22 protein-coding genes are annotated in these 25,784 nt (G+C 61.2%); 17 read left to right on the top strand and 5 right to left on the bottom strand.

Annotated features, from left to right (window positions below; translation table 11 throughout):
- From VFI82_12300 to trxA, 6 genes are all read left to right on the top strand, one after another.
- Positions 1 to 413: hypothetical protein (locus VFI82_12300; protein ID HET7185461.1), on the top strand; the 413-nt coding region annotated here is incomplete at its 5' end.
- Between the two features lie 44 nt (positions 414 to 457).
- A complete protein-coding gene (locus VFI82_12295) occupies positions 458 to 901 on the top strand; it encodes a hypothetical protein (protein HET7185460.1) in 444 nt (147 codons plus the stop codon).
- Between the two features lie 708 nt (positions 902 to 1,609).
- Complete coding sequence (locus VFI82_12290; protein ID HET7185459.1) at positions 1,610 to 2,908, top strand: TolC family protein; 1,299 nt, start codon at positions 1,610 to 1,612, stop codon at positions 2,906 to 2,908.
- The gene (locus VFI82_12285) at positions 2,905 to 4,470 is read left to right on the top strand and encodes an efflux RND transporter periplasmic adaptor subunit (GenBank protein ID HET7185458.1); all 1,566 of its coding nucleotides are present in this window, start codon (positions 2,905 to 2,907) and stop codon (positions 4,468 to 4,470) included. Before VFI82_12290 ends, VFI82_12285 begins: the two co-directional genes overlap by 4 nt.
- Positions 4,471 to 4,477: 7 nt before the next feature.
- Positions 4,478 to 7,588 (top strand): CusA/CzcA family heavy metal efflux RND transporter, encoded by a 3,111-nt coding sequence (locus tag VFI82_12280; protein ID HET7185457.1) that lies wholly within the window; start codon positions 4,478 to 4,480, stop codon positions 7,586 to 7,588.
- Positions 7,589 to 8,166: 578 nt separating this feature from the next.
- Positions 8,167 to 8,514, top strand: coding sequence for a thioredoxin (trxA, locus tag VFI82_12275; GenBank protein ID HET7185456.1), 348 nt, complete (start codon positions 8,167 to 8,169; stop codon positions 8,512 to 8,514).
- Positions 8,515 to 8,606: 92 nt separating this feature from the next.
- Here trxA and VFI82_12270 read toward each other — a convergent pair whose 3' ends face one another.
- The 4 genes from VFI82_12270 to VFI82_12255 form a co-directional block, all read right to left on the bottom strand.
- Positions 8,607 to 8,954, bottom strand: coding sequence for a VOC family protein (locus tag VFI82_12270; GenBank protein HET7185455.1), 348 nt, complete (start codon positions 8,952 to 8,954; stop codon positions 8,607 to 8,609).
- A gap of 107 nt (positions 8,955 to 9,061) precedes the next feature.
- Positions 9,062 to 9,676: a transcriptional repressor LexA gene (gene lexA, locus VFI82_12265; protein ID HET7185454.1), complete on the bottom strand. Its 615-nt coding sequence runs from the start codon at positions 9,674 to 9,676 to the stop codon at positions 9,062 to 9,064.
- A 78-nt stretch (positions 9,677 to 9,754) separates the two neighbouring features.
- Positions 9,755 to 10,423 carry an HAD-IA family hydrolase gene (locus VFI82_12260; protein ID HET7185453.1) on the bottom strand — a complete coding sequence of 223 codons (669 nt, stop codon included), beginning with the start codon at positions 10,421 to 10,423 and terminating at the stop codon, positions 9,755 to 9,757.
- A complete protein-coding gene (locus VFI82_12255) occupies positions 10,420 to 11,583 on the bottom strand; it encodes an aminotransferase class V-fold PLP-dependent enzyme (protein ID HET7185452.1) in 1,164 nt (387 codons plus the stop codon). Before VFI82_12255 ends, VFI82_12260 begins: the two co-directional genes overlap by 4 nt.
- Positions 11,584 to 11,886: 303 nt before the next feature.
- Between VFI82_12255 and VFI82_12250 the strand changes: the two genes are divergently transcribed.
- The 7 genes from VFI82_12250 (at position 11,887) to VFI82_12220 (ending at position 19,683) form a co-directional block, all read left to right on the top strand.
- Complete coding sequence (locus VFI82_12250; protein HET7185451.1) at positions 11,887 to 14,451, top strand: tetratricopeptide repeat protein; 2,565 nt, start codon at positions 11,887 to 11,889, stop codon at positions 14,449 to 14,451.
- A gap of 169 nt (positions 14,452 to 14,620) precedes the next feature.
- Positions 14,621 to 15,820 carry an acetyl-CoA C-acetyltransferase gene (locus tag VFI82_12245; GenBank protein HET7185450.1) on the top strand — a complete coding sequence of 400 codons (1,200 nt, stop codon included), beginning with the start codon at positions 14,621 to 14,623 and terminating at the stop codon, positions 15,818 to 15,820.
- Between the two features lie 60 nt (positions 15,821 to 15,880).
- Entirely contained in the window at positions 15,881 to 16,807 is a 927-nt protein-coding gene (locus VFI82_12240; protein HET7185449.1) for a 3-hydroxyacyl-CoA dehydrogenase family protein, read from the top strand.
- Positions 16,808 to 16,919: 112 nt separating this feature from the next.
- Positions 16,920 to 17,723, top strand: a complete 804-nt coding sequence (locus VFI82_12235; GenBank protein ID HET7185448.1) for an enoyl-CoA hydratase-related protein — start codon at positions 16,920 to 16,922, stop codon at positions 17,721 to 17,723.
- Positions 17,724 to 17,897: 174 nt separating this feature from the next.
- Positions 17,898 to 18,818 (top strand): 6,7-dimethyl-8-ribityllumazine synthase, encoded by a 921-nt coding sequence (gene ribH / locus VFI82_12230; GenBank protein HET7185447.1) that lies wholly within the window; start codon positions 17,898 to 17,900, stop codon positions 18,816 to 18,818.
- A 116-nt stretch (positions 18,819 to 18,934) separates the two neighbouring features.
- A complete protein-coding gene (gene nusB / locus VFI82_12225) occupies positions 18,935 to 19,360 on the top strand; it encodes a transcription antitermination factor NusB (protein ID HET7185446.1) in 426 nt (141 codons plus the stop codon).
- 59 nt (positions 19,361 to 19,419) lie between these two features.
- On the top strand, positions 19,420 to 19,683 hold the full coding sequence (locus VFI82_12220) for a DUF2621 family protein (GenBank protein HET7185445.1): 264 nt from the start codon (positions 19,420 to 19,422) through the stop codon (positions 19,681 to 19,683).
- 127 nt (positions 19,684 to 19,810) lie between these two features.
- Here the strand turns inward: VFI82_12220 and VFI82_12215 are convergent, their stop codons facing one another.
- Entirely contained in the window at positions 19,811 to 21,802 is a 1,992-nt protein-coding gene (locus VFI82_12215) for an Ig-like domain-containing protein (GenBank protein HET7185444.1), read from the bottom strand.
- Between the two features lie 599 nt (positions 21,803 to 22,401).
- On the opposite strand from VFI82_12215, the gene rpsL reads away from it, so the two are divergent.
- The 4 genes from rpsL to VFI82_12195 all read left to right on the top strand — a co-directional run.
- The gene (rpsL, locus tag VFI82_12210) at positions 22,402 to 22,776 is read left to right on the top strand and encodes a 30S ribosomal protein S12 (GenBank protein HET7185443.1); all 375 of its coding nucleotides are present in this window, start codon (positions 22,402 to 22,404) and stop codon (positions 22,774 to 22,776) included.
- 90 nt (positions 22,777 to 22,866) lie between these two features.
- Positions 22,867 to 23,337: a 30S ribosomal protein S7 gene (gene rpsG, locus VFI82_12205; protein HET7185442.1), complete on the top strand. Its 471-nt coding sequence runs from the start codon at positions 22,867 to 22,869 to the stop codon at positions 23,335 to 23,337.
- Positions 23,338 to 23,450: 113 nt separating this feature from the next.
- Positions 23,451 to 25,541: an elongation factor G gene (fusA, locus tag VFI82_12200; GenBank protein ID HET7185441.1), complete on the top strand. Its 2,091-nt coding sequence runs from the start codon at positions 23,451 to 23,453 to the stop codon at positions 25,539 to 25,541.
- A 102-nt stretch (positions 25,542 to 25,643) separates the two neighbouring features.
- Positions 25,644 to 25,784: GTP-binding protein (locus VFI82_12195; protein HET7185440.1), on the top strand; the 141-nt coding region annotated here is incomplete at its 3' end.

The raw sequence follows: 25,784 nt of genomic DNA, 5'->3' as shown, positions 1-25,784 counted from the left end.
TGATCTGTCACGTGCGTACCGCGAGCTTGCCCTCATACGCGGATCCAGTGAGGCCGCTGGTTGCGCCGGTAATTTCACCCACCATCAACGGCAACAGCTTCTTCGCGGATCAGTCCGGGGTGGGGTTGAATCCGGTGTTGTCGTGGACCGCTCCAACAACCGCGACCGGCTACCGCGTTTCGATCTGGCGGCTGTTCGATGGTGGCGGATCCGCCGCGGCCGAGGAGATTGGCGTACTGCACACCACAGCGACTTCGATCACGGTGCCCCCTGGTGTAATGACGGCCGGCAACGCGTACTTCGTTGTCATCCAAGCCCACTCGGAGCCTGGCACCGATTACTCCTACTCGCCCTACCGGCACGCACTCCCGCACGGTTTGGCGGCAACAACATCGGGCATCGTTACGCCGTAGCAACGTGGGCGGGTGCGTTGGTCCAGGACTCAAAGGGATTGCAAATGCGATTGGCCCTGTTTCTTAGCTATGTTGCGATCTTCCTGAGCGGGTGTGGCAGCGATGCGCCGCCGGCCTCTGCACTGTCGGTTACGATCACCCCCGCATCCGCCACGGTGGCCGCCAACGGCACGGTGAACCTGTCCGGCAGCGCGAGCGGTTTTACACGTACACCTGACATCATCTGGTACATGCAGGAGGGACCATCCACGCCAGCGACTCCTGCTCCCTCCTGCGGGTACCTGAACCCTACGATCCCGCCATCCTTCAATAATTGCGTCTATGGTTACGTCATTTACAACGAGGGCAGGGGTACCGCCCCAACGGCCGTGTATCACGCGCCCGCCACACCCGGCACCTACCACGTCGTACTGCAAGCGATGCAGAGCGACGGATTTGTCACCCAAGCAATCAAAACCGCCTCGGCGGAGATCACGGTTACACCTTAGAGACGCGGATTCGTGAGCAAGTACGCTGATTTAACCGCGGCCCGAGAGATATCTGCTGTTCTGCCCCAACGGGGTTCAAGTCTCCCTCCCGGCACCATATATCTCAGTTGCACGTGCGCTCAGAGAGCCTACGCCGGACGTTACCTTCGCTACAGGGACATGTGATAGGGGTCACATACGACTGTGTGGCAATGGTAGTCTAATAAGCCAGAATGTTCCGGGCTCGATCAAGTCGCCTGGCCGTCGCAGCGATGATGCTGGTGTTACTACTTGTGCCGCTGGGCGGTGCGTTCGCTGCGGCCACCGCGAATCAGCATAGTTGTTGCCACCAACTGGCTCAACGGGCCATGGGCCCCCAAAAGCGATGCTGCTACATCGGCAACGGTCCAAGCCCGCTGCCCACAGCGATGACACCTGTCAGGCCCGCCAGCGGCGATCAACCGGTGGCCGCGCTGGTGGCGCAGATATCTTTCTTAGACGAGATAAGCCCCGAGCATACTTCCCCTGTTGAGACTGCGCCCTCGCCTCCGGTAGGGCCGAACTGCAGTTCCGTCCTCAGAATCTGATCCCTTTCCTTCTAAGCAGCCAACCGCACGTTGATGTCTGCGTGCGAGCGACTGGCCTGTGGTCGCGGGTCTGCTGACTCGAGGCATTGACTTCTCACGAACGGCCGAGAGGCAGCGGTTCCACACAGAATCTGGAGGAAAGGTGAAATTCCCAACGGCAGTAATTCTGATTTCTTTGTCGCAGCTCGCATTTGGCCAGCAGCAAATGCCGGCGATGCCACCGCGCTCGTCGCCACTCACGCTGGAGCAGATTGAGGCGGTAGCGATGGTCGGCAATCCCGAGATCCGGACCGCGGTGCGGCGGGTGTCGGTGGCTCAGACACGAGTGCCAGGCGCCGGAGCGCTCGACGATCCCATGTTCATGTATCGCGACTGGGGCACGCCCCTGAACCGGCCCTACGACCTCAACCAGGCACAGAACATGTTCATGCTGCAGCAGACGTTCGCCGGACCTGGCAAACGGGCGGCGCGGTCAGACGTGGCGGGAAAAGAGGTGGAGGTCGCCAAAGAGCAATTGGAAGCAACGCGTCGCGACGTGCAGGCAAGGGTGCGGAAGAGCTTTTACGACCTGATGCGAAACGCCGATGAACTGCGCGTCCACGACGAGCAAATGCAGCTCACCAAGCAGGCGCTGGGGTCGGCGACGGTCAAGTACACCGTTGGGCGCGTGCCGCAACAAGACGTGCTCAAGGCGCAGATCGCCATCACCAGGCTCGAAGAGCACTTGATCATGCTCGAGGAGCAAGGCGAGATGGCGCGTGCTTCCCTGAACACACTGATGGGGCGCGATCCCTCCACTCCACTCGAGATCGCCGGGCGGTACTCGACCGTGGCGCACATTCCGTCATTGGCCAAGCTGGAGCAGATTGCGGTTGAGAACCGGCCAGAGTTGCGAGCCTACGCGGCACAGCAGAAGGTTGCCGAAGCGCGTGCCAACCTGGCGGGCAAGGCGTACACGCCTGACTACACGGTCGCGGCCGGATACATGCTCATGCCCGCTGGCTCGATGACGCGCAACAACTACATGGCGGAGCTCACGGTGAACCTGCCATGGCTGAACCGGCGGAAGCACGATTCCGAAATTGCAGAAGCCAAGGCGATGACCGAGACCACGAACGCTGAATACGAGATGCGGCGCTCGGCCGTGTCGCTGGAGATCCAGGAAGCGCTGATTAAGGTCCGCTCGGCGCAACGCGCGCTGGAGTTGTATCGCGACACGCTGCGGCCGCAGGCGGAAGCGACGTTTCGCTCGGCGGCCGCCGCCTATCAGCACGACCGAACCGACTTTCTCAACCTCATTGATAGCCAAAACATGATGCTCGATGTGCAGTCATCGTTTTATCGCACCGCTGCGGAACTGGATAGCAGGCTTGCGGACCTGGAGCGGGCCATCGGGGCGGCTGTTCCGCGGGAAGAAGCGGGAAATGGAGTCCGGCAATGAATACGAGAGAGAAGAAGTTCTTATTCGGCGGAATCGGAGCGGGAGTGCTCGCGGCCGTTATGGTGTTGGGCGCGCTCGCTGCACAGCATGAGCATCACGCCAAGCCATCGTCTCCCTCTTCGGAGAAACCAGCATCAACGATGCCTGGGCCGGGGCCGGATACGGCTGGCGGTCAGGAGGTGGGCCGGACGGTCGGGTCGGTACAGCTGTCGCCCGACGAGCTGAATGCAGCCGGCGTGCAAGTGGCCGAAGTCACCAAACAAAAGATCAGCAGCGACGTGGACGCATTCGGGCGGGTGGAGCAGCCCGAGGCGCAGCTCTCCGTGATCCCTTCACGAGTCGCAGGCAGGATTGAAGTGTTGCGCGTCCAGTACACGGGCGAGCGGGTGCGACGCGGGCAAGCGGTAGCGGAAATCTATAGTCCTGACGCGGCCAGCACGCTTGAAGAGTACCGGCTGGCGAAACAAAACCGCGAGCACCTGGCGCACGGCACGCCGGAAGCGGTCGCCCAGGCGAATCAACTGGTCGATGCAACCCGGCAACGGTTGGGACTCTGGGGCATTTCCGAAAAGCAGATGGATTCTGCGAACAGCTCACTCATCACCATATACGCGCCGAGCGGCGGGACGGTGGTCGAACGCAAGGTGGCGCGCGGGCAGTACGTCCAAGCCGGCGAGACGCTGTTCACATTGGCTGACCTGAGCACGGTCTGGGTTAAGGCGGAAGTGTACGAGTCGCAATTGCCGCAGATCCACGCCGGTCAACCGGTGGCGCTGCGCTCGGATTCCCTGCCGAACCAGGTCATTCACGGCAAAGTCGAATTTATCGAACCGACAGCCGACCCGCAGACGCGCACCATTCCGGTGCACGTGCACGTAGCAAATCCGGGCATGAGACTGGTGCCCGGGATGTATGTGCGCGCGCTGTTTACATTGGCGAGCGCCCGCGAGCAGATGGTGGTACCGCGCTCGGCGGTGCTGGACACCGGCACGCGGCAACTGGTGTACGTCGCGACCGGCGAAGGCGCGTTCGAAGCGCGCGATGTGGAGGTCGGCAGCGCCACCGGCGATGTCTATCCCGTTCTGCGCGGACTCAAGCTGGGTGAGAAGGTGGTCACGAACGGCAACTTTCTCATCGACTCACAAACGCGGCTCAGCGGCGGCATGACCGGCCTGTTCGGCGGCTCGAAGGAATTCCAGAAGCAGACCAACGGCGCGGCTACGGAGAGTAACGGCGCGAAACCGGCAGCGGCGGCGAAGATCAGCTTCATGGTCGATCCGAATCCGCCGAAGGGAGCGCAAGAGGCGATGTTTCACGTCACTCTGACCGACGCGGTGGGCAAACCCATTCCGGAGGCGAAAGTGAAGGTCACGCTCGTGATGCCCGCCATGCCCTCGATGAATATGCCCGAAATGCGCAGCTCGTTCGACGTGCCGTGGACATCCGGCATGTACATGGGCAAAGGCAACGTTCCCATGGCGGGTCCGTGGAACGTCACCGTGGAAGCCAGCAAGGACGGACAGGTGATGGCGACTTATCGCACGCGCCTGACCGCGAAGTGAGGGCGCCATGATCGACAGAATCATTGAATTCTCGATGAAGAACCGGGCCCTAATCGTGGCCGTGTACGTAGTGCTCGCAATCGCAGGGTACTGGGCTCTGGTGCGTACGCCGATTGACGCGATTCCCGACCTCAGCGAGAACCAGGTGATCGTCTTCACCGATTGGCCAGGCCGCAGCCCTCAGGAAATCGAAGACCAGATTACCTATCCGCTGACGGTGAATCTGCAAGGGCTGGCAGGGGTGAAGACGGTGCGCTCATCGTCGGCGTTCGGCTTCTCGATGATCAACGTGATTTTCGAGGACCGCGTGGACATCTACTTTGCGAGAACGCGTGTGCTGGAGCGGCTGAATCTGGCCGGCAGTTTTCTGCCATCCGGAGTCACGCCGATGATGGGACCGGACGCGACCGGCGTCGGGCAGGTGTTTTGGTACACCGTCGAAGGGCCGTATGACAGCGGCACCCTCCACTCCATTCAGGACTGGTTTGTGAAGTACCAGCTCAACGCGGTGCCGGGCGTGGCGGAGGTGGCCAGTGTCGGCGGCTTCGTCCGCCAATACCAGGTCGATCTGGACCCGATGAAGATGCGCGCCTACAACATCGCCCTGAGCGATGTCTTAATGGCGGTGGAACGGAGCAACAACAATGTCGGCGCGAAGGTCGTAGAGGTCAACGACAGCGAGTACATGGTCCGCGGCTTGGGGCTGATCAACAACCTGTCGGATATTGACAACATTGTCGTCAATGCCGCGAAGGGCACCCCGGTTTACCTGCGCAATATTGCCCGGGTGCAATTGGGACCGGAATTCCGCCGCGGCGTGCTGGACAAGAACGGCAAAGAAGCAGTCGGCGGCGTCGTGGTCACGCGCTACGGCACCAACGCTCAGCAGGTGATCCAGGCGGTGAAAGACAAGATCGCCGAGCTGCAGCCCGGACTACCCAAGGGGGTCAGGATCGTTCCGTTTTACGATCGCAGTATCCTCATCAATCACGCGGTGGACACACTGCGGCACGCGCTCATCGAAGAGATCATTCTGGTCACGCTGGCGCACATTGTCTTTCTTTGGCACTTTCGCAGCATTCTTGTCGTCACACTGCCGCTGCCGCTGGCCGTGTTGATGTCGTTCCTGTTCATGCGCGGGGCGGACATATCGTCGAACATTATGTCGCTGGGCGGAATTGCGATTGCCATTGGGGTCCTGGTGGATGCCGGCATCGTGATGACGGAGAACGTGATACGACAAGCGGAAAAATACGATGAGGAGCACGGTAACTACCGGGAGCACATCTGGGAGATAACGCTCAATGCGGCAAAATTGGTCGGGCGTCCAATTTTCTTTGCCATGGTGATTATCATCCTGGCGTTCGTGCCGGTGTTTGCCCTGACCGGCATGGAAGGCAAGATGTTCCACCCGTTGGCGTTCACTAAGACGTTTGCCATGTTGGGCTCGACCGTTCTTGCGGTAACGCTGGTGCCGGTGCTGTGCACGTTCCTGATCCGAGGCAAGCTTCACCGGGAAGACGACAACCCCATCATGCGTGGGCTGCGGGTCTTCTACCAACCCGTGCTGCGGTGGGCGCTGCGGCACCGGCTGGCGACCATCGGGATCGCCGCCGCGCTGTTCACGGGCGCGATCTACACCGCGACCACCATTGGCTCGGAATTCATGCCGCCGCTGGATGAAGAAACCGCTCTGTTCATGCCCATCACTGACCCGCGCATTTCGCTGACGAAGGCGACCGAGATCATGCGGCAACAGGACAGGATCATCGCTGCCGATCCCGCCGTTGAAATGGTCGTGGGAAAAATCGGGCGCGCGGAGACGGCTACCGATCCGGCCCCCATTAACATGGCCGAGAGCACGGTGGTGTTCAAGCCGAAGGACCAATGGCCGGCGGGCACCACGAAGGACGCGATTATGCAGCGACTCGATGAGAAGCTGCGCATCCCCGGCGTGAGCAACATCTGGACGCAGCCTATCCGCAACCGGATTGACATGCTTTCCACCGGCGTTCGCACGCAGGTCGGAGTGAAGGTATTCGGGCCGGACATCCGGGTGATCGAGCAGAAGTCGCAAGAGATCGAACAGGTCTTGCGGAAGGTGCCGGGAGCGGCGGATCTGTATGCCGAGCAGATTACCGGTGCTCCGTACCTGGAAATCAAGGTAGACCGTCCGAAGGCGGCGCGTTACGGCATCAATGTGCAGGACGCCGAAGACGTCATTGAGACGGCGATCGGCGGAAAGAACCTGACCACCACCATCGAGGGTCGTCAGCGGTTCCCACTGCGGGTGCGCTATGCGCGTGATTTCCGTCAGGATATCGAGGGCCTGCGGGAGGTGCTGGTGGCAGGAAAAAACGGCGTACAGGTGCCGCTTGGCCAGGTATCCAGCATGAGCATGGTGATGGGACCCTCCATGATCAGCAGCGAGAACGGGCTGCTGCGCGGGACCGTGCTGATGAACGTCCGAGGTCGCGACGTTGGCGGCTTCGTTGCCGAAGCGAAGAACGCGGTCACCCGCCAGGTGCAGATGCCAGCCGGCTACTACGTCGACTGGAGCGGTCAGTTCGAAAACCAGATCAGCGCGAAGAAGCGCCTGGAGATCGTGATTCCAGTCGTCATCGGCATCATTTTCTTCCTGTTGTGGCGGACTTACCACTCGGCGAAAGAAGCAGCCCACGTATTGCTGGCGGTGCCTTTTGCGCTGACCGGCGGCGTGTTCCTGGTCAAAGCACTGGGCTATAACTTCTCAGTTGCTGTGTGGGTTGGCTTCATCGCGCTGTTCGGGACGGCGGTGCAGACCGGCGTGGTTATGGTCATATACCTGGAGGAGGCGGTCGCAAAACGGATTGCTGTCGATGGAAAGCTGACTCGGGAAGGTTTGCACGCCGCGGTGATGGAAGGCGCGCTGCTGCGTCTCCGCCCCAAGGTGATGACGGTAGCGACCGTGGTCGCGGGTCTTTTACCGCTGTTGTGGTCTACGCGAACCGGCGCCGAGTTCATGAAGCCGCTGGCCGCGCCCGTTCTTGGCGGCATGGTCAGCTCTCTGCTGCACGTTTTGATCGTGACGCCGGTGATCTTTACTTGGCTTCGGGAGCGGCAGATTCCATATGCTTGAGACCCGCGCCAGGCAGAAACCGTGAACCCAGTACGCTCGCGGGTTAGTCGCCCGGGTTACTTCGAGATTACTTTTGGGTTACGGAAGTGACGTTTACAGGCCCAGGCGAAAACTCCATAATCCCCATCGTTGCAAGGCAGTTCTGGGGGAGGGCTGCCGTGGCGTCCCGGTGATGAGCCGGGACGTCGCATTTTCGGGTTTTAATTGCAAGGCGTTAGGGTCGACCGAACGAAGAAAATTCCCACTCTGGCCAAAACCGGGCTAGAGTGGAGCGCCAACCGTACTAGCTTTCATCGCCCCCGCTTCCACTCAACCTTCGATTCACGCTCCAACGAGCCCTGACGCCGGCCCGGAGGCATCTCTCGGCCCAGGCAAGCCGCATCTATTCCACGAGTTGAAGGCAGGCTTTGAGGCGGCGCCCGGAGCTTGCGGCCAGAGCTTGCGGCCGGGGGAGCCCTGCTTCTTCTTATACCGACGTGCATCCAATGTAGTGTTACGATGTTGAGCCGCGAGGAGGGTGCCCGGAAAAAGGCACCTGCGGCGACGGTAAGAACTCGGGCATTCTTCTTGGAGGATTAATGGCGAGCACGACGAGCAATAATGCGATTTTTGAAGTGACGGATGCGAACTTCGACCAGACGGTGTTGAAGTCGGAACAACCGGTGATCGTAGATTTCTGGGCGGCGTGGTGCGGTCCGTGCCGCGCACTGGCTCCGATCGTGGACGAAGTGGCCAGTTCGTATAACGGCAAGGTGAAGGTCGGAAAAATGGATGTGGACAAAAACGCGGCCACGCCGCAGCGCTACGGCATCCGCGGCATACCCACGCTCCTGATTTTTAAGGGCGGGCAGGTCAAGGAACAGATTGTCGGCTACGTGCCCAAGGAGCAGATCGAGAAAGCGCTGGAGCGGCACATTTCTTCGTAGGCCTTCAGGCGCCAGGAAGGACAGCTCGGTGGAAACCGAGCTTTTTCTTTGCTTGGCTCGTACGCGAGAAGCTTGCGCCGTGGGCCGGAAGCCTACTTATCCGACCACACTGCCAGCTGGTTGCCGTTGGGATCGATGAAGTGAAAGCGGCGGCCGCCGGGAAATTCAAACGTCGACTTGGAAATCTTGCCGCCGGCACCGACTACCTTGGCATAGGTGAGCGCGAGGTCGTCGGCATAGACCACCAGCAGCGGACCGCCCTTAATGACCGGCGGGCCCTTGACGAAGCCGCCACTCAGGCGGCCGTCGTGGAAGCTGGTGTACTCCTGGCCATAGTCTTCAAATTTCCAGCCGAACACACGGGAATAGAATTCCTTCGTCGCCTTGATGTTCTCGGCGGGAATCTCAACGTAATCGAGACGGTGGTTGTTCTCGCTCATGGAGTCGTGCTGAAGTTATACCGCAGCAGACCGGGACGGGGGAAGGCTTCAAGAACTGGGGCGGTTTCAAAAAACTACCAAACTAAAAAATCAGGCCGCGTGCCCGCCTAGTACTTGCGCAGCACGCCGATGACGCGGCCCTGCAACTGCACGGCGGCGGCGGCAACGACGATCGGCTGCATGGCGGCGTTCGACGGTTGCAGCCGGATGCGGTCGCCTTCTTTATAGAAACGCTTCAGCGTGGTATCGGCGCCGTCCACCAGCGCCACCACGATCTCGCCATTGCGGGCGGTCTGGACCTTTTCAACGAGCACGTAGTCGCCGTCGAGAATGGCTTCGTCCTGCATGGAGTCGCCGCGCACCTGGAGCACGAAAACGTCCTTGGAGCCGGTGAAATCCTGCAGGGAAATGGATTCGGGATTTTCTACTGCCTCGATGGGTTGGCCGGCGGCAATGCGTCCGAGCAGAGGAAGAGAGAACGGCGCCGCCATCGTCTGCTTCATGCGGCCGCGCGGCGGCAGCACGTCGATGGAGCGGCTGCGGTTGTAGTCACGCTTCAGCAGGCCCTTCTTTTCCAGGTTGGAGATGTGCTTGTGCACGGTGGCCAGCGAAGACAGACCGAGGCCGCCGCCGATCTCCTCAAACGAGGGCGAGTAGCCTTTCGCCTGCACGAAGCTGGCGATGAAGTCGTAAACCTGCCGTTGGCGACGGGTGAGGGCCATGAGGGACGCTCCTCTCGTGCCCAGTATTGGCGAATAAAAGGCGAAATGTCAAGCGCCGGGTACCTGAATAGGGAGTATCTACTCGCGGCTGCTGCTGTGGTTGTTCAGCAGTTCCGGGACGCGAGCCAGCGAATCGAGGATGGCAATTGGCGCGTAGCCGGCGAAAGCGTGCTGAACGGTCACGCCGGTGAGAACGGCGACGAAAGGAAGCCGGGCGCGGCGGGCGGTCTCGGCGTCAACGACGCTGTCGCCGACGTACAGAATATCCTTCGCGGCGAGACCCAACGCTTCCACGGCTTTCAGCGCGCCCTCGGGATGCGGCTTGTGCTGAGCGACGTCTTCGCCACCGATGATGATGTCGAAATATTTCCGCATGCGCTCGCGCTCGAGCACGCCCTCAATGCGGTGACGGTACTTGGTGGAAACAACGCCAATCGCCAATCCGCGCTGCTTGAGATCGGGGATGACGGTGCGAGTCGTGTCGTAAAGCGTGGTGGAGGCGACCATCACCTGGTCGGCGCGGGCAATGAAGTGGCGCGAGAATTCGGCGCACTGCTGCGGTGTCGCGGAACGGTTCAAACGACAGAGCGTGTCGGAGAGTGAAAGGCCGACGGTTTCCGAGATGGCGACCGCCGAGGCTGCGGGCCATCCCATCTCGGCGAGCGCGTAGTTGATGCACTCCGCGATGCCGCGGGTGGAATCGGCAAGGGTGTAGTCGAAATCGAACAAGACGGCGCGGTAGTTCATCGGGCGGCGGCGGTCCGGGCGCTCAGGATTTCTTCGACGGCGCGGATGGCGACTTCCAGTTCCTCATCCTTGGTATAGAAGTGCGGCGACATGCGCACGCCGGCGTTGGGACGGTAGTCCACCAGGATGTTGCGCTTGATGAGTTCGGCGCAGACCTCCTGCGCGAATGGCATATCGATGGATACGGTGCCGCCGCGGCGCTCAGGATCACGCGGCGTATTCACGCGCCAGCCGCGCTTTTCCGCCAGTTCGATCAGCTTGGCCGTTTGGCGAACGGACTTGGCGCGGATTTTATCGACACCGACTTCGCGGATGATTCGCGCCCCCGGCTGTGCCGCATAGAGCGCGGGAATATTTTGGGTGCCATTCATGAAGCGATATTGCCCGCTGCTGTATCGCTGCTCGCCGACCTGGAATGCGAAGGGCTGCTCGTGGGCAATCCAGCCGGTCAATGTCGGCTGCAAATCCGACGCCAGGTCAGGCCGGACGTAGAGATAGGCCACCCCCGGGCCGCCGCAGAGCCACTTCAAGACGCCGCCGCATACGAAATCCGCGTGGAGAGCCTGGACGTCCACCGGCACCGTGCCCAGCGACTGGAAGGTATCCAGCACGACCAGCGCTCCGACCTGGTGGGCGCGGTCGATGATGGCCTTGGCGTCGTTGATGTAGGCGCTGCGGAAGATGACGTGCGAGATCGGCACCAGCAGCGTCTGCTCGTCAATGGCGGAGAGCATGCGGTCGAGCGGGACGTGAATACCGTCCGTTGGCACCATCTCGACACGCGCGCCCCGGCGGCGCTGCGCGTTCCAGAAATACATGACCGAAGGAAAATTCAGGTCGCTGAAAACAATTTTGTTGCGCTTGCCGGAATAATCGAAGCACGAGGCCACAATCGCCTGGCAGAAGGTGACGTTCTGATGAACAGAAACAGTCCCGGCCGGCGCATTCATGAGGGCGCCAATGTCGTCGCCAACCTCGGCCGCCAGCATCCACCATTTTTCTTCCCAGGCACGGACGCCGCGATGCGCCCAGGAATCGGCATACTCGTGCATGGAGTCGTAAACGGCACGCGGCATGGCGCCCAGCGAATTGCTGATCAGGTAGGTGGTCTCGTCCAGGATGGGGAACTGCGGCCGGTGGCGCAGCAGGTCGTCGGGCATGGAAGAATTGTAACTTAGGATTGCCGCCTCTACTTGAGCCCGGCTTGTTACAGCTTGTCGCTGGCCGGTGAGCGGGGCGCGGTAACTACGCTGTGGGCTAGACTGGTAGTGCCCTGGCTTTGCCGTATCCCCTGATGCCTGACGACCGAGAGCCCTTACGCACTGAGTACTCGTACTTCCGTAAGGCGAATCTGCAATTGCTCCGGGGAGTGCTTGTGCATACAATTAAGCCCGCACTAGCGGGCCACTTGCACAAAAACCGGTGCCGGACACGCCCTCAGTACAACGCCGCACTTCGTTCCCATGACGGACATCAGCCGACGCCTCGAGAGAGCCGAAAAATTCCTGCAAAAAGGCAGGCAAGACGCTGCGCTGGAGGAGTACCTGGCGGCGGTCGAAGAGGACCCGGGTAACGACCGGGTGCGGCAGACAGCTGCTGACCTTTGTTTGGCCCTGGGCCATGGCAGCGAAGCCGCCCGCCATCTTTCCACCCTCTTCGATCACCAGGCCGGCTCCGGGGATGTTGGCAAAGCGGTTTCCAATTACAAGAAGCTGTTGCGCGCAGGCCGCCCCTCGGTGGATCAGACCTACAAGTTCGGCCAACTGGTCGAAAAAACCAACCGCCAGGATGCCTTAGAGGCATATCGCGCTGCGTTGCGGGGCTTCGACTCGGAGGGAAGAAAGCAGGAAGAGCTTGCGGTTACGCGGCACATGATCGCGCTGGATCCCAGCGAAGAGAACTACACACGCCAGGGCGAACTTGCAGCCCTGCTCGGAGACGGCAAGACCGCCGCCATCGCGTTTCTCCAGGTCGGTTGGATTGCCGCCAAGGCAGGGGGCGATGCGCTTCCCTGGTTCCAGCGCGCATACGAGATGGACCCGCGCAATGTCGACGCGGCGCTCGCCTATGGCCGGGCGCTGCACGCCGCTGGTGTGTTGGAGCAGGCGATTGTTGTGCTGGAGCCGTTTGCCACCTCGGAAACCGGCCGGATCGAAGGTCGCGAGGCCTACGCTGCCGCACTGCTGGCGGCAGGCAGGCTGGTAGAGGCGGAGCCGCTGGTGTGGGAGTTGTTCGAGCGCGATCCAAAGGATGCCGGCGAAGTCGGCAAACTGATTGCCGCCCTGCTCGATGAGGAACACCATGCGCTCGCGTTGGCATTGGCGCACAAGCTGGAAGTCCACGAGCTTAAGGCGGGGAAGCAGCGCGAGTTCGTCGCGCTGATGAAAGATATTGCCGACAAGCAACACGCCGGCATCGAGTTCCTCGAATACATGGTCGAGGTCTACAACGCCTCCAATCGCGAGTCCGATTATTGCAGCACGCTGCTGAAGCTGTTCGAGCTGTACTACGCCACGGGAAACTTCATCAAGGCCGCCGACTGCCTGGATCGGGCCGCCGAGGTCGACGCTTACGAACCCGGCCACCAGAGGCGACTGGACATGCTGCAGGGGAAGATTGATGGCACTCATTACAACGCCATTGCCGGCCGCTTCACCTCGGTGTGGAAGATGGAGGAGCCGGAAAGCGACATCCCGGAGACGCCCGAGGGTGAACCCACGGTCCTGGAAGACCTGATGCTGCAGGCGGAAATCTTCCTGCAGTACTCGATGCGGGGAAAGGCGATGGAGCGGCTGGAGCGCATCCACAAGCTGTTTCCGCACGAGGAAGACAAACTCGAAAAGCTGCGCGACCTCTACATGACCGCCGGCTTCACACCTCGCTACCGGCAGGAACCGCGACCGCCGGCCCTCGTCAAGCCGGCCATTCCTTTGACCGCGGTTCCTTCGCCGTTGCCTGCGACGTCCGCGGCCGAGGGGGGCGGCGTGGAGAACTTCGCGCGTGTAACCGAGATTACGCGCAACATTTATCGCCAGGGCAGCGTCAAGGGCGTGCTGTTCACGGCGGTGAACGAAATCGGGCGGCACTGGAACGCCAGCCGCTGCCTGGCCGGGCTGTGCACGCCGGGCAAGCCGCCGTCGGCGGCGCTGGAGTATGTTGCGCCGGGGGTGAGGCCGGCCGACGTGATGGCGCAAGTCAAGCTGGTCATGGCCTGCCTCGCGCTCACGGTGACGCACGGCACCGTCAAGGTGTTGAATGTGCCCAAGGCGCCGGAACTGGATTCCATTCGCGAATTCATCCGAGGACTGGACATCGAATCGATCCTCGCGGTGCCGCTGATGGATGGCGACGAGTTCGCCGGCATCCTGGTGCTGGAGCAATGCGGCACGCCGCGGAACTGGCGGCCCACCGACGAGGTGGTGCTCAAAACCATTTCCGAGCAGATGATCCTGGCGGTCAACAACGCACGCCTGCGCAGCCTGGTGAAGACGCTCGCCGTCACCGACGAGCGCAGCGGGTTGCTGAAACGCGCTTCCTACTTGGATGTGCTGATGTCGGAAGTGAAGCGCTGCCAGGAGCAGAACTCCACTTGCTCCGTCATGCTCATGCATTTTGGCAAGACGTCTGCGCTGGTGAAGGAGTATGGCGAGGCGATGGTGGACAGCCTGGTACAGCAACTGGGGCAGGTGATCAACGGGCACATCCGGCAGAATGATGTGGCGGTGCGCTATGACTTGACCACCATCGCGTTGCTGCTGGCCGACACCGGCGAAAAGAACGGTTTCTTCGTGGTGGAAAAGCTGCGCAAAGTGCTGGCCAACGTTCTTCCGCCAGGGAAGACTTCGCCACTGCCGATGACGGTCGGCATTGCCGAGGCGGTGATGCACCAGCGCTTCGATGCTACCGATATTGTCTGCGAGCTGATCAATCGCGCCGAGAGCGCGCTGGAGATGGCCAAGTCAGAAGGTCCACACAGCGTGAAGTCGCTGGCGCCGGCAGCGCAGGACGCCGCAGCGGTGACCGCGTAGAGACGACTGGGCCACAGATGAACGCTGATCGCGCTGGTTACCTTCGCCTTCGCCACTCGCAATTCCTGTTCTGATCCGCATCCATCGGCGTTGATCTGTGGCTAGTTGTTTCCGGAATTTCTCACTGCTAGACTGATGGGTTCCAGCCAAACCTCCGGAACTCCTCTGTATGCTGAAGCCAAATGACATCGCAATTGTCAGCGGGGCGCGAACCCCGATGGGCCGCTATTGCGGCAAGCTGCGCGACTTTACCGCCATGGAACTGGCCGCGGTTGCGGCCAAGGGCGCCATTGAGCGCGCGCAGATGGACCCCAAGGAATTCGACCACGCCATCTTCGGCAACGCGCAGCAGACCTCCGGAGACGCGCTTTATGGCGCGCGGCACGTGGCCTTGCGCGCGGGACTGCCGATCGAAACTCCGGCGCTGACCGTGAACCGGCTGTGCGGATCGGGCATGCAAGCCGTCGTCAGCGCGGCACAGATGATTCAGCTCGGGGAAGCACAGCGCGTGCTTGCGGGCGGGATGGAATCGATGTCGCAGGCGCCGCACGTGATCCGCGGCGCGCGCTGGGGCCTGCCGCTGGGCGAAGGCAAGATGGAAGACTCGCTGATGGTGGCATTGCTCGATACCTGGTGCGGCCTGCAGATGGCCAATACCGCCGAGCTTTACGGCGAGCAGCAGGGCATCACGCGCGAGATGCAGGACGAGTTTGCGCTGCAGTCGCAGCAGAAAGCGGCGGCGGCACAGAAGGCGTGCCGGCTCAAAGAAGAGAGCGTGACGGTGCCGCTGAAGAACCGCAAAGGCGAGCCCACGGGAGAAATGTTTGAGCAGGACGACCACCTGCGTCCCGAGACAACGATGGAAGGTCTTGCCAAGCTCAAACCCTCATTCGGCAAGAATGGCACCGTCACTGCCGGCAATGCCAGCGGCATTGTGGATGGCGGCGCGGCGGTGGTGGTGATGTCGGTGGACGAAGCGCAGAAGCGCGGCAAGAAGCCGCTGGGGCGGATTGTGAGCTGGGGCATCGCCGGAGTGGAGCCAAAGATCATGGGACGCGGCCCGGTGCCGGCAACGCGCCTGGCGCTGGAAAAAGCCGGGCTGAAACTCGAAGACATGGACCTGATCGAGGTCAACGAAGCCTTCGCCGCGCAGTACCTCGGGGTGGAAAAAGAGCTAGGGCTCGATCGCTCGAAGGTGAACGTGAACGGCGGCGCGATTGCGCTGGGACATCCGCTGGGCGCGACGGGCACGCGCTTGATCATCACCATCCTGCACGAGTTGCGACGGCGGGGAGCGAAGTACGGCCTGGCAACCGCCTGTATCGGTGGTGGGCAGGGGATTGCGATGATTGTGGAGAATACAAATTAGCCGCTAAAACTGGAAGGCCGTTGTGATTCTTCGTCCCCTTCGTGGTTGAAAGAGGTCCTTATGGAAATCCGAAAAGTTGGCGTTCTTGGCTGCGGCTTGATGGGCTCGGGCATTGCCCAGGTCTGCGCCACGGCCGGCTTCGATGTCACCGTGCTCGAAGCCGAGCAGCGTTTTATTGACAAAGGTTTTTCTGGCATCGAGAAGTCGCTCGCCAAGTTCGCCGAGAAAGGCAAGCTGAAGGAAAAGCCGGAGGCGATCCGCGCACGCCTGAAAGGCACGCTGAAACCGCAGGACCTGGCCGACTGCGACCTTATTATCGAGGCCATCATTGAAAACGTAGAAGAGAAGCGGAAGATGTATGCCTCACTCGACGCCGTGGTGAGGCGCGACGCCATCTTCGCCAGCAACACTTCCTCGATCTCGATTACCGAACTGGCGGCAGCAACCAAGCGCCCCGACCGTTTCATCGGCATGCACTTCTTCAATCCGGTTCCGCTGATGCAATTGGTGGAGGTGGTGCGCACCATCACCACCGCGCCCGAAGTTTTTGAAACCGGTTACGCCTTTGCGGAGAGGCTGGGCAAGACGCCGGTGCGCACCAGCGACAAGACCGGATTCATCGTTAACCGCTTGCTGGTACCGTACATGCTGGACGCGATTCGTGCCTACGAAGAAGGCGTGGGCTCGATCACCGACATTGATACCGCGATGAAGCTCGGATGCGGCTATCCCATGGGCCCCCTCACGCTGCTGGATTTCGTCGGGCTGGACACTACCTACTACATCACCCAGGTGATGTTCGACGAATTCAAAGAGCCGCGCTTCGCCTCGCCGCCGCTGCTCAAGCGCCTGATCATGGCCGGCTGGTACGGCAAGAAAACCGGCAAAGGTTTTTACGACTGGTCGGATCCGGCAAAGCCGGTGCCGCAGGACGCGCAATTGCAAGGGCTGGCGACGAGCGAGCGGGCGGGGGTGGCCGCGGACTGAACTAAATGAAGAATGAAGCATTACGAATGCAGAATGATTCGCGGCAGCATGCGCGTCGCAATTCTACATTCTGAATTCTTCATTCTTAATTTTTCCGATGTGGAGATCGAAAATGTCATCTTCTCCGGCTGTCACCACCTTCGAAAATCTTCTTTTCGAAAAGAAAAACGCCATTGCCTACGTTACCGTGAACCGGCCGAAGGTGCTCAACGCGCTGAACATGGCAACGATGGAAGAGTTGCGGTCGGTGTTTCACATGGTCAAGGCGGACGACAGCATTCGGGTCGTCATCTTCACCGGCTCGGGCGAGAAGGCATTCATCGCGGGCGCCGATATCAACGAGCTTTCCAAGCACAACGCGGTCGAAGGCAAGGCCTACACGCACAAGGGCCAGAGCGTGCTCAACCTGATCGAGAACCTGGGCAAGCCAGTGATCGCGTGCATCAACGGCTTCGCGCTCGGCGGCGGCTGCGAGATTGCGATGGCGTGCACCATGCGCCTGGCCAGCGACAATGCCAAGCTCGGGCAGCCCGAGGTCAAACTCGGAATCATTCCCGGCTACGGTGGCACGCAGCGATTGCCGCGCCTGGTCGGCAAAGGCATCGCCATGCAACTGGTGCTGGCGGGCGAGATGATCACCGCGGCGGAAGCGCATCGCATCGGGCTGGTGAACGAAGTCGTGCCGCAGCCGGAGCTGATTCCTCGTGCGGAGGCGATCGCGCACAAGATCATCGCCAACGCGCCGCTGGCGGTGCAGTACGCCATGGAAGCGGTCAACAAGGGCATGGAGATGACGCTGCAGGAAGGCCTGTACCTGGAAGCCACGCTGTTCGGCGTCTGCTGCGCCACCGATGACAAGACCGAGGGCACCAAGGCATTCCTGGAAAAGCGCGCCGCTAACTTCAAGGGAAAATAGTTAGCCACGGAGGACACAGAGGGCGGGGGGAGCTGCTTGAGGTTGCCGGAATTGGAATTTGTGGAACTAGTGCGCGCAATTCCTGGAATCGCAAGGGCGTATATGAGAGCTTCTCGAAGCGACAAAGCTATGGCGCATCAATTCCTTTGTGCTCTCTGTGGCTGAGTCTTCAAAATGATCAAGTCCCTTCACAAACTGTTGTTCGCGAAGCGCGAGCAGGACTATCGCGCGCTTGTGGAATTTTTCGAGGCGCTGGGGCTGGCGCGCGGTGAGACTTGGGATGGCCGCCGCAGTATGGGCGTGAAGTTCGACGCGCGCGAAGCCGGGGTGGAGGTCGGCATGGGCGAGGGCTTTCCCGACGCTGACCTGGTGATTGAAACCGATAGCGCCGACACCGTCTACGAGATTGCCGAAAAGCGCGGCTTCAAAATCGTTAAAAAGATTTCAGATCAGGACTGGGGTGCGCGCCTGTTCACCCTGGAAATGCCCGCTGGAGCCGGCCGCCTGGCCATCTTTTCTTATAACCAGGATTGGCGCACGACCAACACGCGGGAAGGCAAGCTGGACGCGGCCGGACTGCGCTTCGCGATTGTCGTGGGCCGCTTCAATGCCTTTGTGACCGAGCGTCTGCTCGCGGGAGCGCAGGATGGGCTGCGCCGGCTTGGCGCCACTGCCGGCGACATCACGATTACCCGCGTGCCCGGGTCATTTGAGATTCCGGCGGCGGCACGCATGCTGGCGAAAACCGGGAAGTACGATGCCATCATCTGTCTTGGGTGCCTGATTCGCGGCGAGACGGCTCATTATGAGGTTATCGTCAATGAGGTAACGCGAGGCATCGGGCAATCGGCGCAGGAGACTGGCGTGCCGCACGCCTTCGGTGTTCTCACCTGCGATACGCTGGAGCAGGCCATTGACCGCGCCGGCCTGAAAACCGGCAACAAAGGCTACGACGCGGCGCTGGCGGCGGTGGAGATGGCGCAACTGAAAACGGCCGCCGGCGGTCGGCCATCGGTGATCGGGATTAGGGCGCGGGAGAATTCGCATCAAGCTGCGAAGAAGAAATCGACGTCCCCCAAAAGCCGGCGCCAATAGCGATAGATCACCTGTGAGCTCACATGTTTGGGTCGAACCAGCCGAGTCGCTGATCACCGATGGCCGATAGTCGATAGCCGATAGTCGATAGCCGATAGTCGATAGCCGATAAGCAGATGGGTTCTAGACGCAAATCCCGCGAACTGCTGCTGCAGATGCTGTTTCAGTCCGACATGGGCAAGCAGCCGGCCGAGCAGGTCCGTCGTACGTTCTGGGCGGAGCAAAAGGACACGACGGAGGAGGTGCGGGAGTACGTCGAAGACCTGTTCCAAGTGGCCACCGAGCGGGCAGCGGAGATCGATCGCGTCATCGAGGAACATGCCAAGAATTGGCGCATGGATCGCATGGCGGCGGTGGACCGGAACCTGCTACGCGCGGCGGTGGCGGAGTTCTTAGGCAAACCGCAGGTGCCCAAACCAGTGGTGATCAACGAAGCCATCGAGATCGCGCGCCGCTACTCCACGCCGGAGTCCATCGTCTTCATTAACGGCGTGCTTGACTCGGTCGCGCGCGGCCTGGAGGCAACGGCAAAGCGTCCGTAGCAAATAATTTGCGCTGACGTTCAGTTTTATTTAGTTTGTTCGTCGGCGGTGATCAAGAAATGACTTGGTCCGACGAAGCTAACGAGATAGTTGCCGAATTGATCGGCGCACTGCCGGCGCCGGTGCGCGATGCCGTGAAAGAGACCATGGAGCATCGCGCCGAGTCGCTCGCTGCCGACGATGGCGACGACGAAGTATCGATGGAAGCCGCAGTGCGGGCGTTCATCGAGGCCACCCCTTCCGACCTGCGCAATCGCCTCAAGCACACGCTTACCTATCACGGCATCGATCCGGAAGATTATGGCGAGGCGTTCGGCTTGTAAGGTTCGCGGAAACCGTGGCGCTCCCGTGAAGCCGCCCCTGCTCTTTAAGCCGCCCCCTGCTCTTTTTAAAAAAAGAAACCCTCGCCGTTGAGCTAGGGTTTTTCGGTGTCATCGTTCCAAGGATGCGTCATTTCGGCCTGACCGCCACCAGGTTGGGCGTGAAGGACACGCTGATCTGCTGCGCGTCCGTGCCCGACGCGACGTCGATTCGGTGAACGTTATTGTCGCTGCCGCCCACGTAGAGCTTGGTGGCATCCAGCGTGGCGCCGCCGGTCAATGGTGTGGCGCCGTTGGCGAGCGGGATGGTAAACGGGGTGGAACTCGAAGTGGTGACGCCAAGCAATTGTCCCGGGCTGCCGGTTTCGTACGCCCGCGTACCGTCGGCCAGCACGATCAATTGCTTCGGCGTGAAGGCGGCCACGCCGTAGGTCAAATGAGTGAGCGTATCGGAGAGCGGCGGCGGACATCCGACGTGGTTGGTAGTGACAGCGATCACGTCCAGACCCGGCGAGTCCGCAGCCACCAGGGCGCTGGCGTCGGGCAGTGAAGCAACCAGGTTGGGAGCTCCGGGGGTGATCACCGTGTCGGCCAGCGAGTTGTCGCAAGTAGCGCGTGCGGTCACAGCGGGCCCCGACGCGCCTCCAGCGATGTAGGCGAAAGCATTATTGGCCAGGAACTTGACATCGCTTGCCGCGCCGCCCAGCGCAATCAGCTTGAAAGACCCCCCCGCCGTCCAGAAATAGAGATTAGTTCCGGCGAGAATGTACGCATTCCGGCTATCGGGGCTGAAACTGGCAGCCGTAGCGGCGGCGATCGGCGAAGTTTCGGTCGCGATGCCCGATCCGATGCCGACAACGAACAGGGTATTGGTTCCGGCCACGATGATGCGATTGCTATCCGGGGAAACCGCCAGGACCGTGCCTTGTACGCCTGTATTCTGGGTCACGGCGTTTGTCGTGGTGTCCACCGACATGTATCCGGCGCTACTGCCCAAGATGGCGGTCGTGCCCAGGGAATTGAAGAGGAGAGAATTCGGCATCGATGGCAGCGTGATCGCTGTCCCGGCCGTGTTCGCGGTAGCGTCGATCGGCACCAGCGAGGTGGATGACGTGCCGGCCGCATAGACCGTCGTCGTCGAAGAGCCGGAAACACTCCCTATCACCACGTTGCTGTACACCGGCGCCAAGCCGATATTGCAACTTACGGCACAACTCGCGGTAAGACCGGTGGTGCCGGCGGCGACCGCGGTTACCAGCGCCGAGCTATTAATCGTGGCCACGGTCGGAACCGAGCTCGACCACGTCAGCGGAACGCTGACGGTAAGGCCGTGACTATCCAGGACATCGGCGGCGAGGCTGTTCGTGCTGGCGGCGGCGGCCAGGGTAAATTTGGTATCCGTTGCGCCGCTAACGTGAATGTTAACGCTTTGCACCGGGCAAGTTGTCCACGGGGCTGAGGGGCTGAAAACCGAGCTGACGGAGGCGATGATCCCGCCCTGGCCGGGCGTCTTGGCGGTTACCGACCCGTTGGCATCGACGGTGGCAACATCGATGATGGAGCTTTGCCAGTTAAACGGGCCGACAGTGGGCGTGATATCGACGCCGTTACTGAAAGCGTGGGCCGACATCTGCTGTGTTTGGGTCGATGATATGCAGTTGATCGACCCGGGGCTTACGGTTACGCGGTCAACGTGCAGGTGCGTGTACACCGTGACCGTTCCGTTCACGCTGCCATTGGTGACGGTGATGGTGGCGGTGCCCGGCTGCACGCCGGTGGTGTCGCAGACAATAAAGTTGGCGTCCCATTTGCCGGCGCACACGGAACCGGCTGTGGATACGGTCGCCACCGAACTATTACTGGAGGCGTAGGTGAACCCTGTCGTGACCGTCACAGCCGCGCCGGTGGAATCGACCACCGTCGCGGTCAACGAGGCCACGCCGCCCAGATTGAGCGACAGCGGGGAAGGGCTGATCTGCACTGCGCTCGGCGCCGTAGTGGAGGAACTGTGGCCGCCGCATCCGGCCAGCCCAACCAGCATGATGCCCAGAATTGCTAACGCCAAGTTCCGCGCCTGAAGATCGAAGCCCTGAGGTATGGATAAGACTGCCGACCGCCGCATGCATCCTCCCCGTCCCGCCTTTCGGCCGGACGGTATCTTCCGCAGGTTGCTGGAAAAGAACTCAGTGTAGAAGCTGGTGAAAAATTCGGCAACCTGCCCGGCATGGCGGTACCGGCAGGGGCGGGCCGAGGTGGTGGAGTCGAACGAATTCCACCGCTTCCCTGGTCATCTAATTTATCAACCGAGGTGCGATTCCGGTCGCTTCGCGGGTTGACGGTTTGGGCCTGAGTTGTTATATTCAAAAGGTTCTGCGAGTTAGGTTTGGCTTGCTTGTAGGGGCTGAGCTGTAGACGTTTTGCCCGTAAGGGTGCCCTCGCTGAAACGTTCCTGCGCTGCCTCACCTCCTGTGGTGGGGGTATGCAGGACGAGGAAGACGAAACGGAACACCTACCGCTTCGGCTCGGTGTCACCGTCGTTTCTCCCAGCCATAGGAAACTGAAAATCTCCCGCTTCAGTGCGGGATTTATGGCGGCCTCAGGCCGGCCAGCAATTTTAATGCACGAGCGCGCGGCGCTGTGCCCGCCGAATGCCCGGACAGCGGCGTTGCGCGTTCACGGAAATCCAGTGCGCGAGCGCCGGTTCCGAAGGAGCAGCCTAGAGTGCCTACGTTTAATCAGTTGGTGCGCAAGGGGCGTAGCGCCCCGAATTACAAGACCGCCAGTCCGGCCTTGCAGTCCTGCCCGCAGAAGCGCGGCGTCTGCACCCGCGTCTACACCCAGACGCCGAAAAAGCCGAACTCCGCCCTGCGCAAAGTGGCCCGCGTGCGCCTGACCAACGGCATCGAGGTGACCACCTACATTCCCGGCGTCGGCCACAACCTGCAGGAGCACTCCATCGTGCTCATTCGCGGAGGCCGCGTGAAAGATTTGCCGGGGGTGCGCTACCACGTGATCCGCGGCACGCTTGACGCGGTGGGCGTCGCCAACCGCAAACAGGGCCGCTCCAAGTACGGCGCCAAGCGCCCGAAAGCCTAGTGAGCCAGGGACTTTAGCCCCTGAGGGAATGGACGAATTAATTTTCAAGCTCCTGCAGAACAAGCTGAGAGCTGATAGCTGAGAGCTGACATGCCACGTAAAGGACACATTGGAAAGCGCGAGGTAGCCGCCGACCCGATCTACGGTTCAACGCTGGTGACAAAGTTCATCAACTCAATGATGTGGGGCGGCAAGAAGTCCACCGCCGAAAACATATTCTACGACTCGATGAAGAAGATCCAGGAGAAGGGCGGCGACGATGCCTTGAAGCTGTTCAAGAAGGCGGTCGAGAACGCCAAGCCGGTGCTGGAAGTGAAGACCCGCCGCGTCGGCGGCGCCAACTACCAGGTTCCGGTGGAAGTGAATCCGGACCGGCGCACCTCGCTCGCCATCCGGTGGCTGATCAGCTATAGCCGCGGCCGCGCCGAGAAGGGCATGACCGACAAGCTCAGCAACGAACTGCTCGACGCCGCTAATAACCGCGGCGCTTCGATCAAGAAGAAAGAAGACGTGCACCGCATGGCCGAGGCCAACAAGGCCTTCGCGCATTACCGGTGGTGATGAGACAAATTGGGGAATTGCGGAATCGGGCAGTCGGGTGATTGGATCCGGTTCCGGCGTGCGACTGCCCCGTTTTTTGAAATTACTCAATTACCCGAGTACGAAAAGATTCAATGGCCAGACAAGTTCCATTAGATCGTTGCCGCAACATCGGCATCATGGCGCATATCGACGCCGGCAAGACCACGACGACGGAGCGCGTGCTGTTCTACACCGGACGCACGCACCGCATCGGCGAGGTCCACGAAGGCACCGCCACGATGGACTGGATGGAGCAGGAGCAGGAGCGCGGCATTACCATCACCAGCGCCGCCACTACCTGTACCTGGCGCGATGAGCGGATCAACATCATCGATACGCCCGGCCACGTGGACTTCACCGCCGAGGTGGAGCGATCGCTGCGCGTGCTCGACGGCGCGGTGGCCGTGTTCGACGCCGTGCATGGCGTCGAGCCGCAGTCGGAAACCGTTTGGCGCCAGGCCGACAAGTACGGCGTGCCGCGCATTTGCTTCATCAACAAGATGGACAAGACTGGCGCCGATTTTGAGCACGCCATCGAGACCATCCGCAAGCGTCTGAACGCGCGGCCCGTCGCCACCCAGCTTCCCATCGGCAGCGAATCCAATTTCAAGGGCATCATCGACCTGTTCGAAATGAAGGCCGTGGTCTGGCTGGAAGAAACCCTGGGCGCCAAGTTTGAAGTCCAGGAGATTCCCGAGAACCTGAAGAAGAAGGCGAGCGCGTTCCATAACCAGATGGTGGAATCCATCGTCGAAAACGACGACGAACTCCTCCACAAGTACATGGAAGGCGAATCGATCTCGCCGGAAGAGCTACGCCGTTCGCTGCGCAAGAGCGTCATCGCCCTGAAGGTGTTCCCGGTGCTGTGCGGCTCGGCGTTCAAGAACAAGGGCGTGCAGCCGATGCTGGACGCGGTGGTGGATTTCCTGCCCTCGCCCGCCGACGTGCCGCCGGTGAAGGGCATCAACCCCGATAACGGGAAAGAAGTGGAACGGGCGCCCGACGACAACGCGCCCCTGGCCGCGCTGGCGTTCAAGATCATGACCGACCCCTTCGTCGGCCAGCTCGCCTTCATTCGCATTTACTCCGGACAGCTGAAGACCGGCGACAGCATCTGGCTGCCCGGCAAGAACAAGCGCGAGCGCATCGGCCGGCTGCTGAAGATGCACGCTAACAAGCGCGAGGAAATCAGCGAGATCTACGCCGGCGACATTTGCGCCTGCGTCGGCCTGCGCACCATCACCACCGGCGACACCATCTGCGACGAGAAAGAGCCGGTCGTGCTGGAATCCATCGTGTTTCCCGAGCCGGTCATCGCGGTCGCGGTCGAGCCCAAGACCAAGGCCGACCAGGAAAAGATGGGCGTCGCACTCGGACGCCTGGCCCAGGAAGATCCCACCTTCAAGGTCAACACCGACGCCGACAGCGGCCAGACGATCATCCGCGGCATGGGCGAACTGCACCTGGAAATCATCGTCGACCGCATGATGCGCGAATTCAAGGTGGAGGCCAACGTCGGCAAGCCGCAGGTCGCGTATCGCGAGACCATCCGCAAGCCGTCGCAGGCCGAAGGCAAGTTCATCCGCCAGACCGGCGGGCGCGGCCAGTACGGTCACGTCAAGATCAAGCTGGAGCCGAACCCGGGCAAGGGCTACGAGTTCGAGGACGAGGTGGTCGGCGGCTCGGTGCCCAAGGAATACATCAAGCCGGTCAACGAAGGAATCAAGGAAGCGCTGGAAGGCGGCATCCTGGCCGGCTACCCGATGGTCGACGTCAAGGCCGTCCTGTATGACGGTAGCTACCACGACGTGGACTCCAGTGAAATGGCCTTCAAGATCGCCGGTTCCATGGCCTTCAAGGAAGCCGCGCGTAAGGCTACACCGGTGCTGCTGGAGCCGGTGATGTCGGTAGAAGTGGTGGTGCCGGAAGATTTCATGAGCGCCATCATCGGCGACCTGAACTCGCGCCGCGGACGAATCGAGGGCATGGAGCACCGCGCCGGGTCGCAGGTGATCAAGGCGATGGTGCCGCTGAGCGAGATGTTCGGCTATGCCACCCAAATGCGTTCCAATACCCAGGGCCGGGCGACGTTTTCCATGCACTTCTCGCGTTACGAGGAAGTGCCGCGTTCGGTGTCGGAGGAAATCATCGCCCGCGTCGCGGGCAAGGCGGTAAACAGGTAAGCAGCAGCCGCGCGAGCGGCGGAATTCGTTGGCCCGGCGCGGACCGGGATGGCAGTCATAAAAATAACCGGAGCCCAAGAGGGGCGATACGGGAGCAGAGGAATGGCGAAAGAAAAATTTTCCCGCACCAAGCCGCACGTGAACGTGGGGACGATCGGACACATTGACCACGGCAAGACCACGTTGACGGCGGCGATCACCAAGGTATTGGGCAAGAGCAACCCGAACATCAAGTTCCGCTCG

Source organism: Terriglobales bacterium (assembly GCA_035691485.1).
GTDB lineage: Bacteria > Acidobacteriota > Terriglobia > Terriglobales > Acidobacteriaceae > JAIQGF01.
This window is presented reverse-complemented; position numbering and strand designations above follow the sequence as displayed.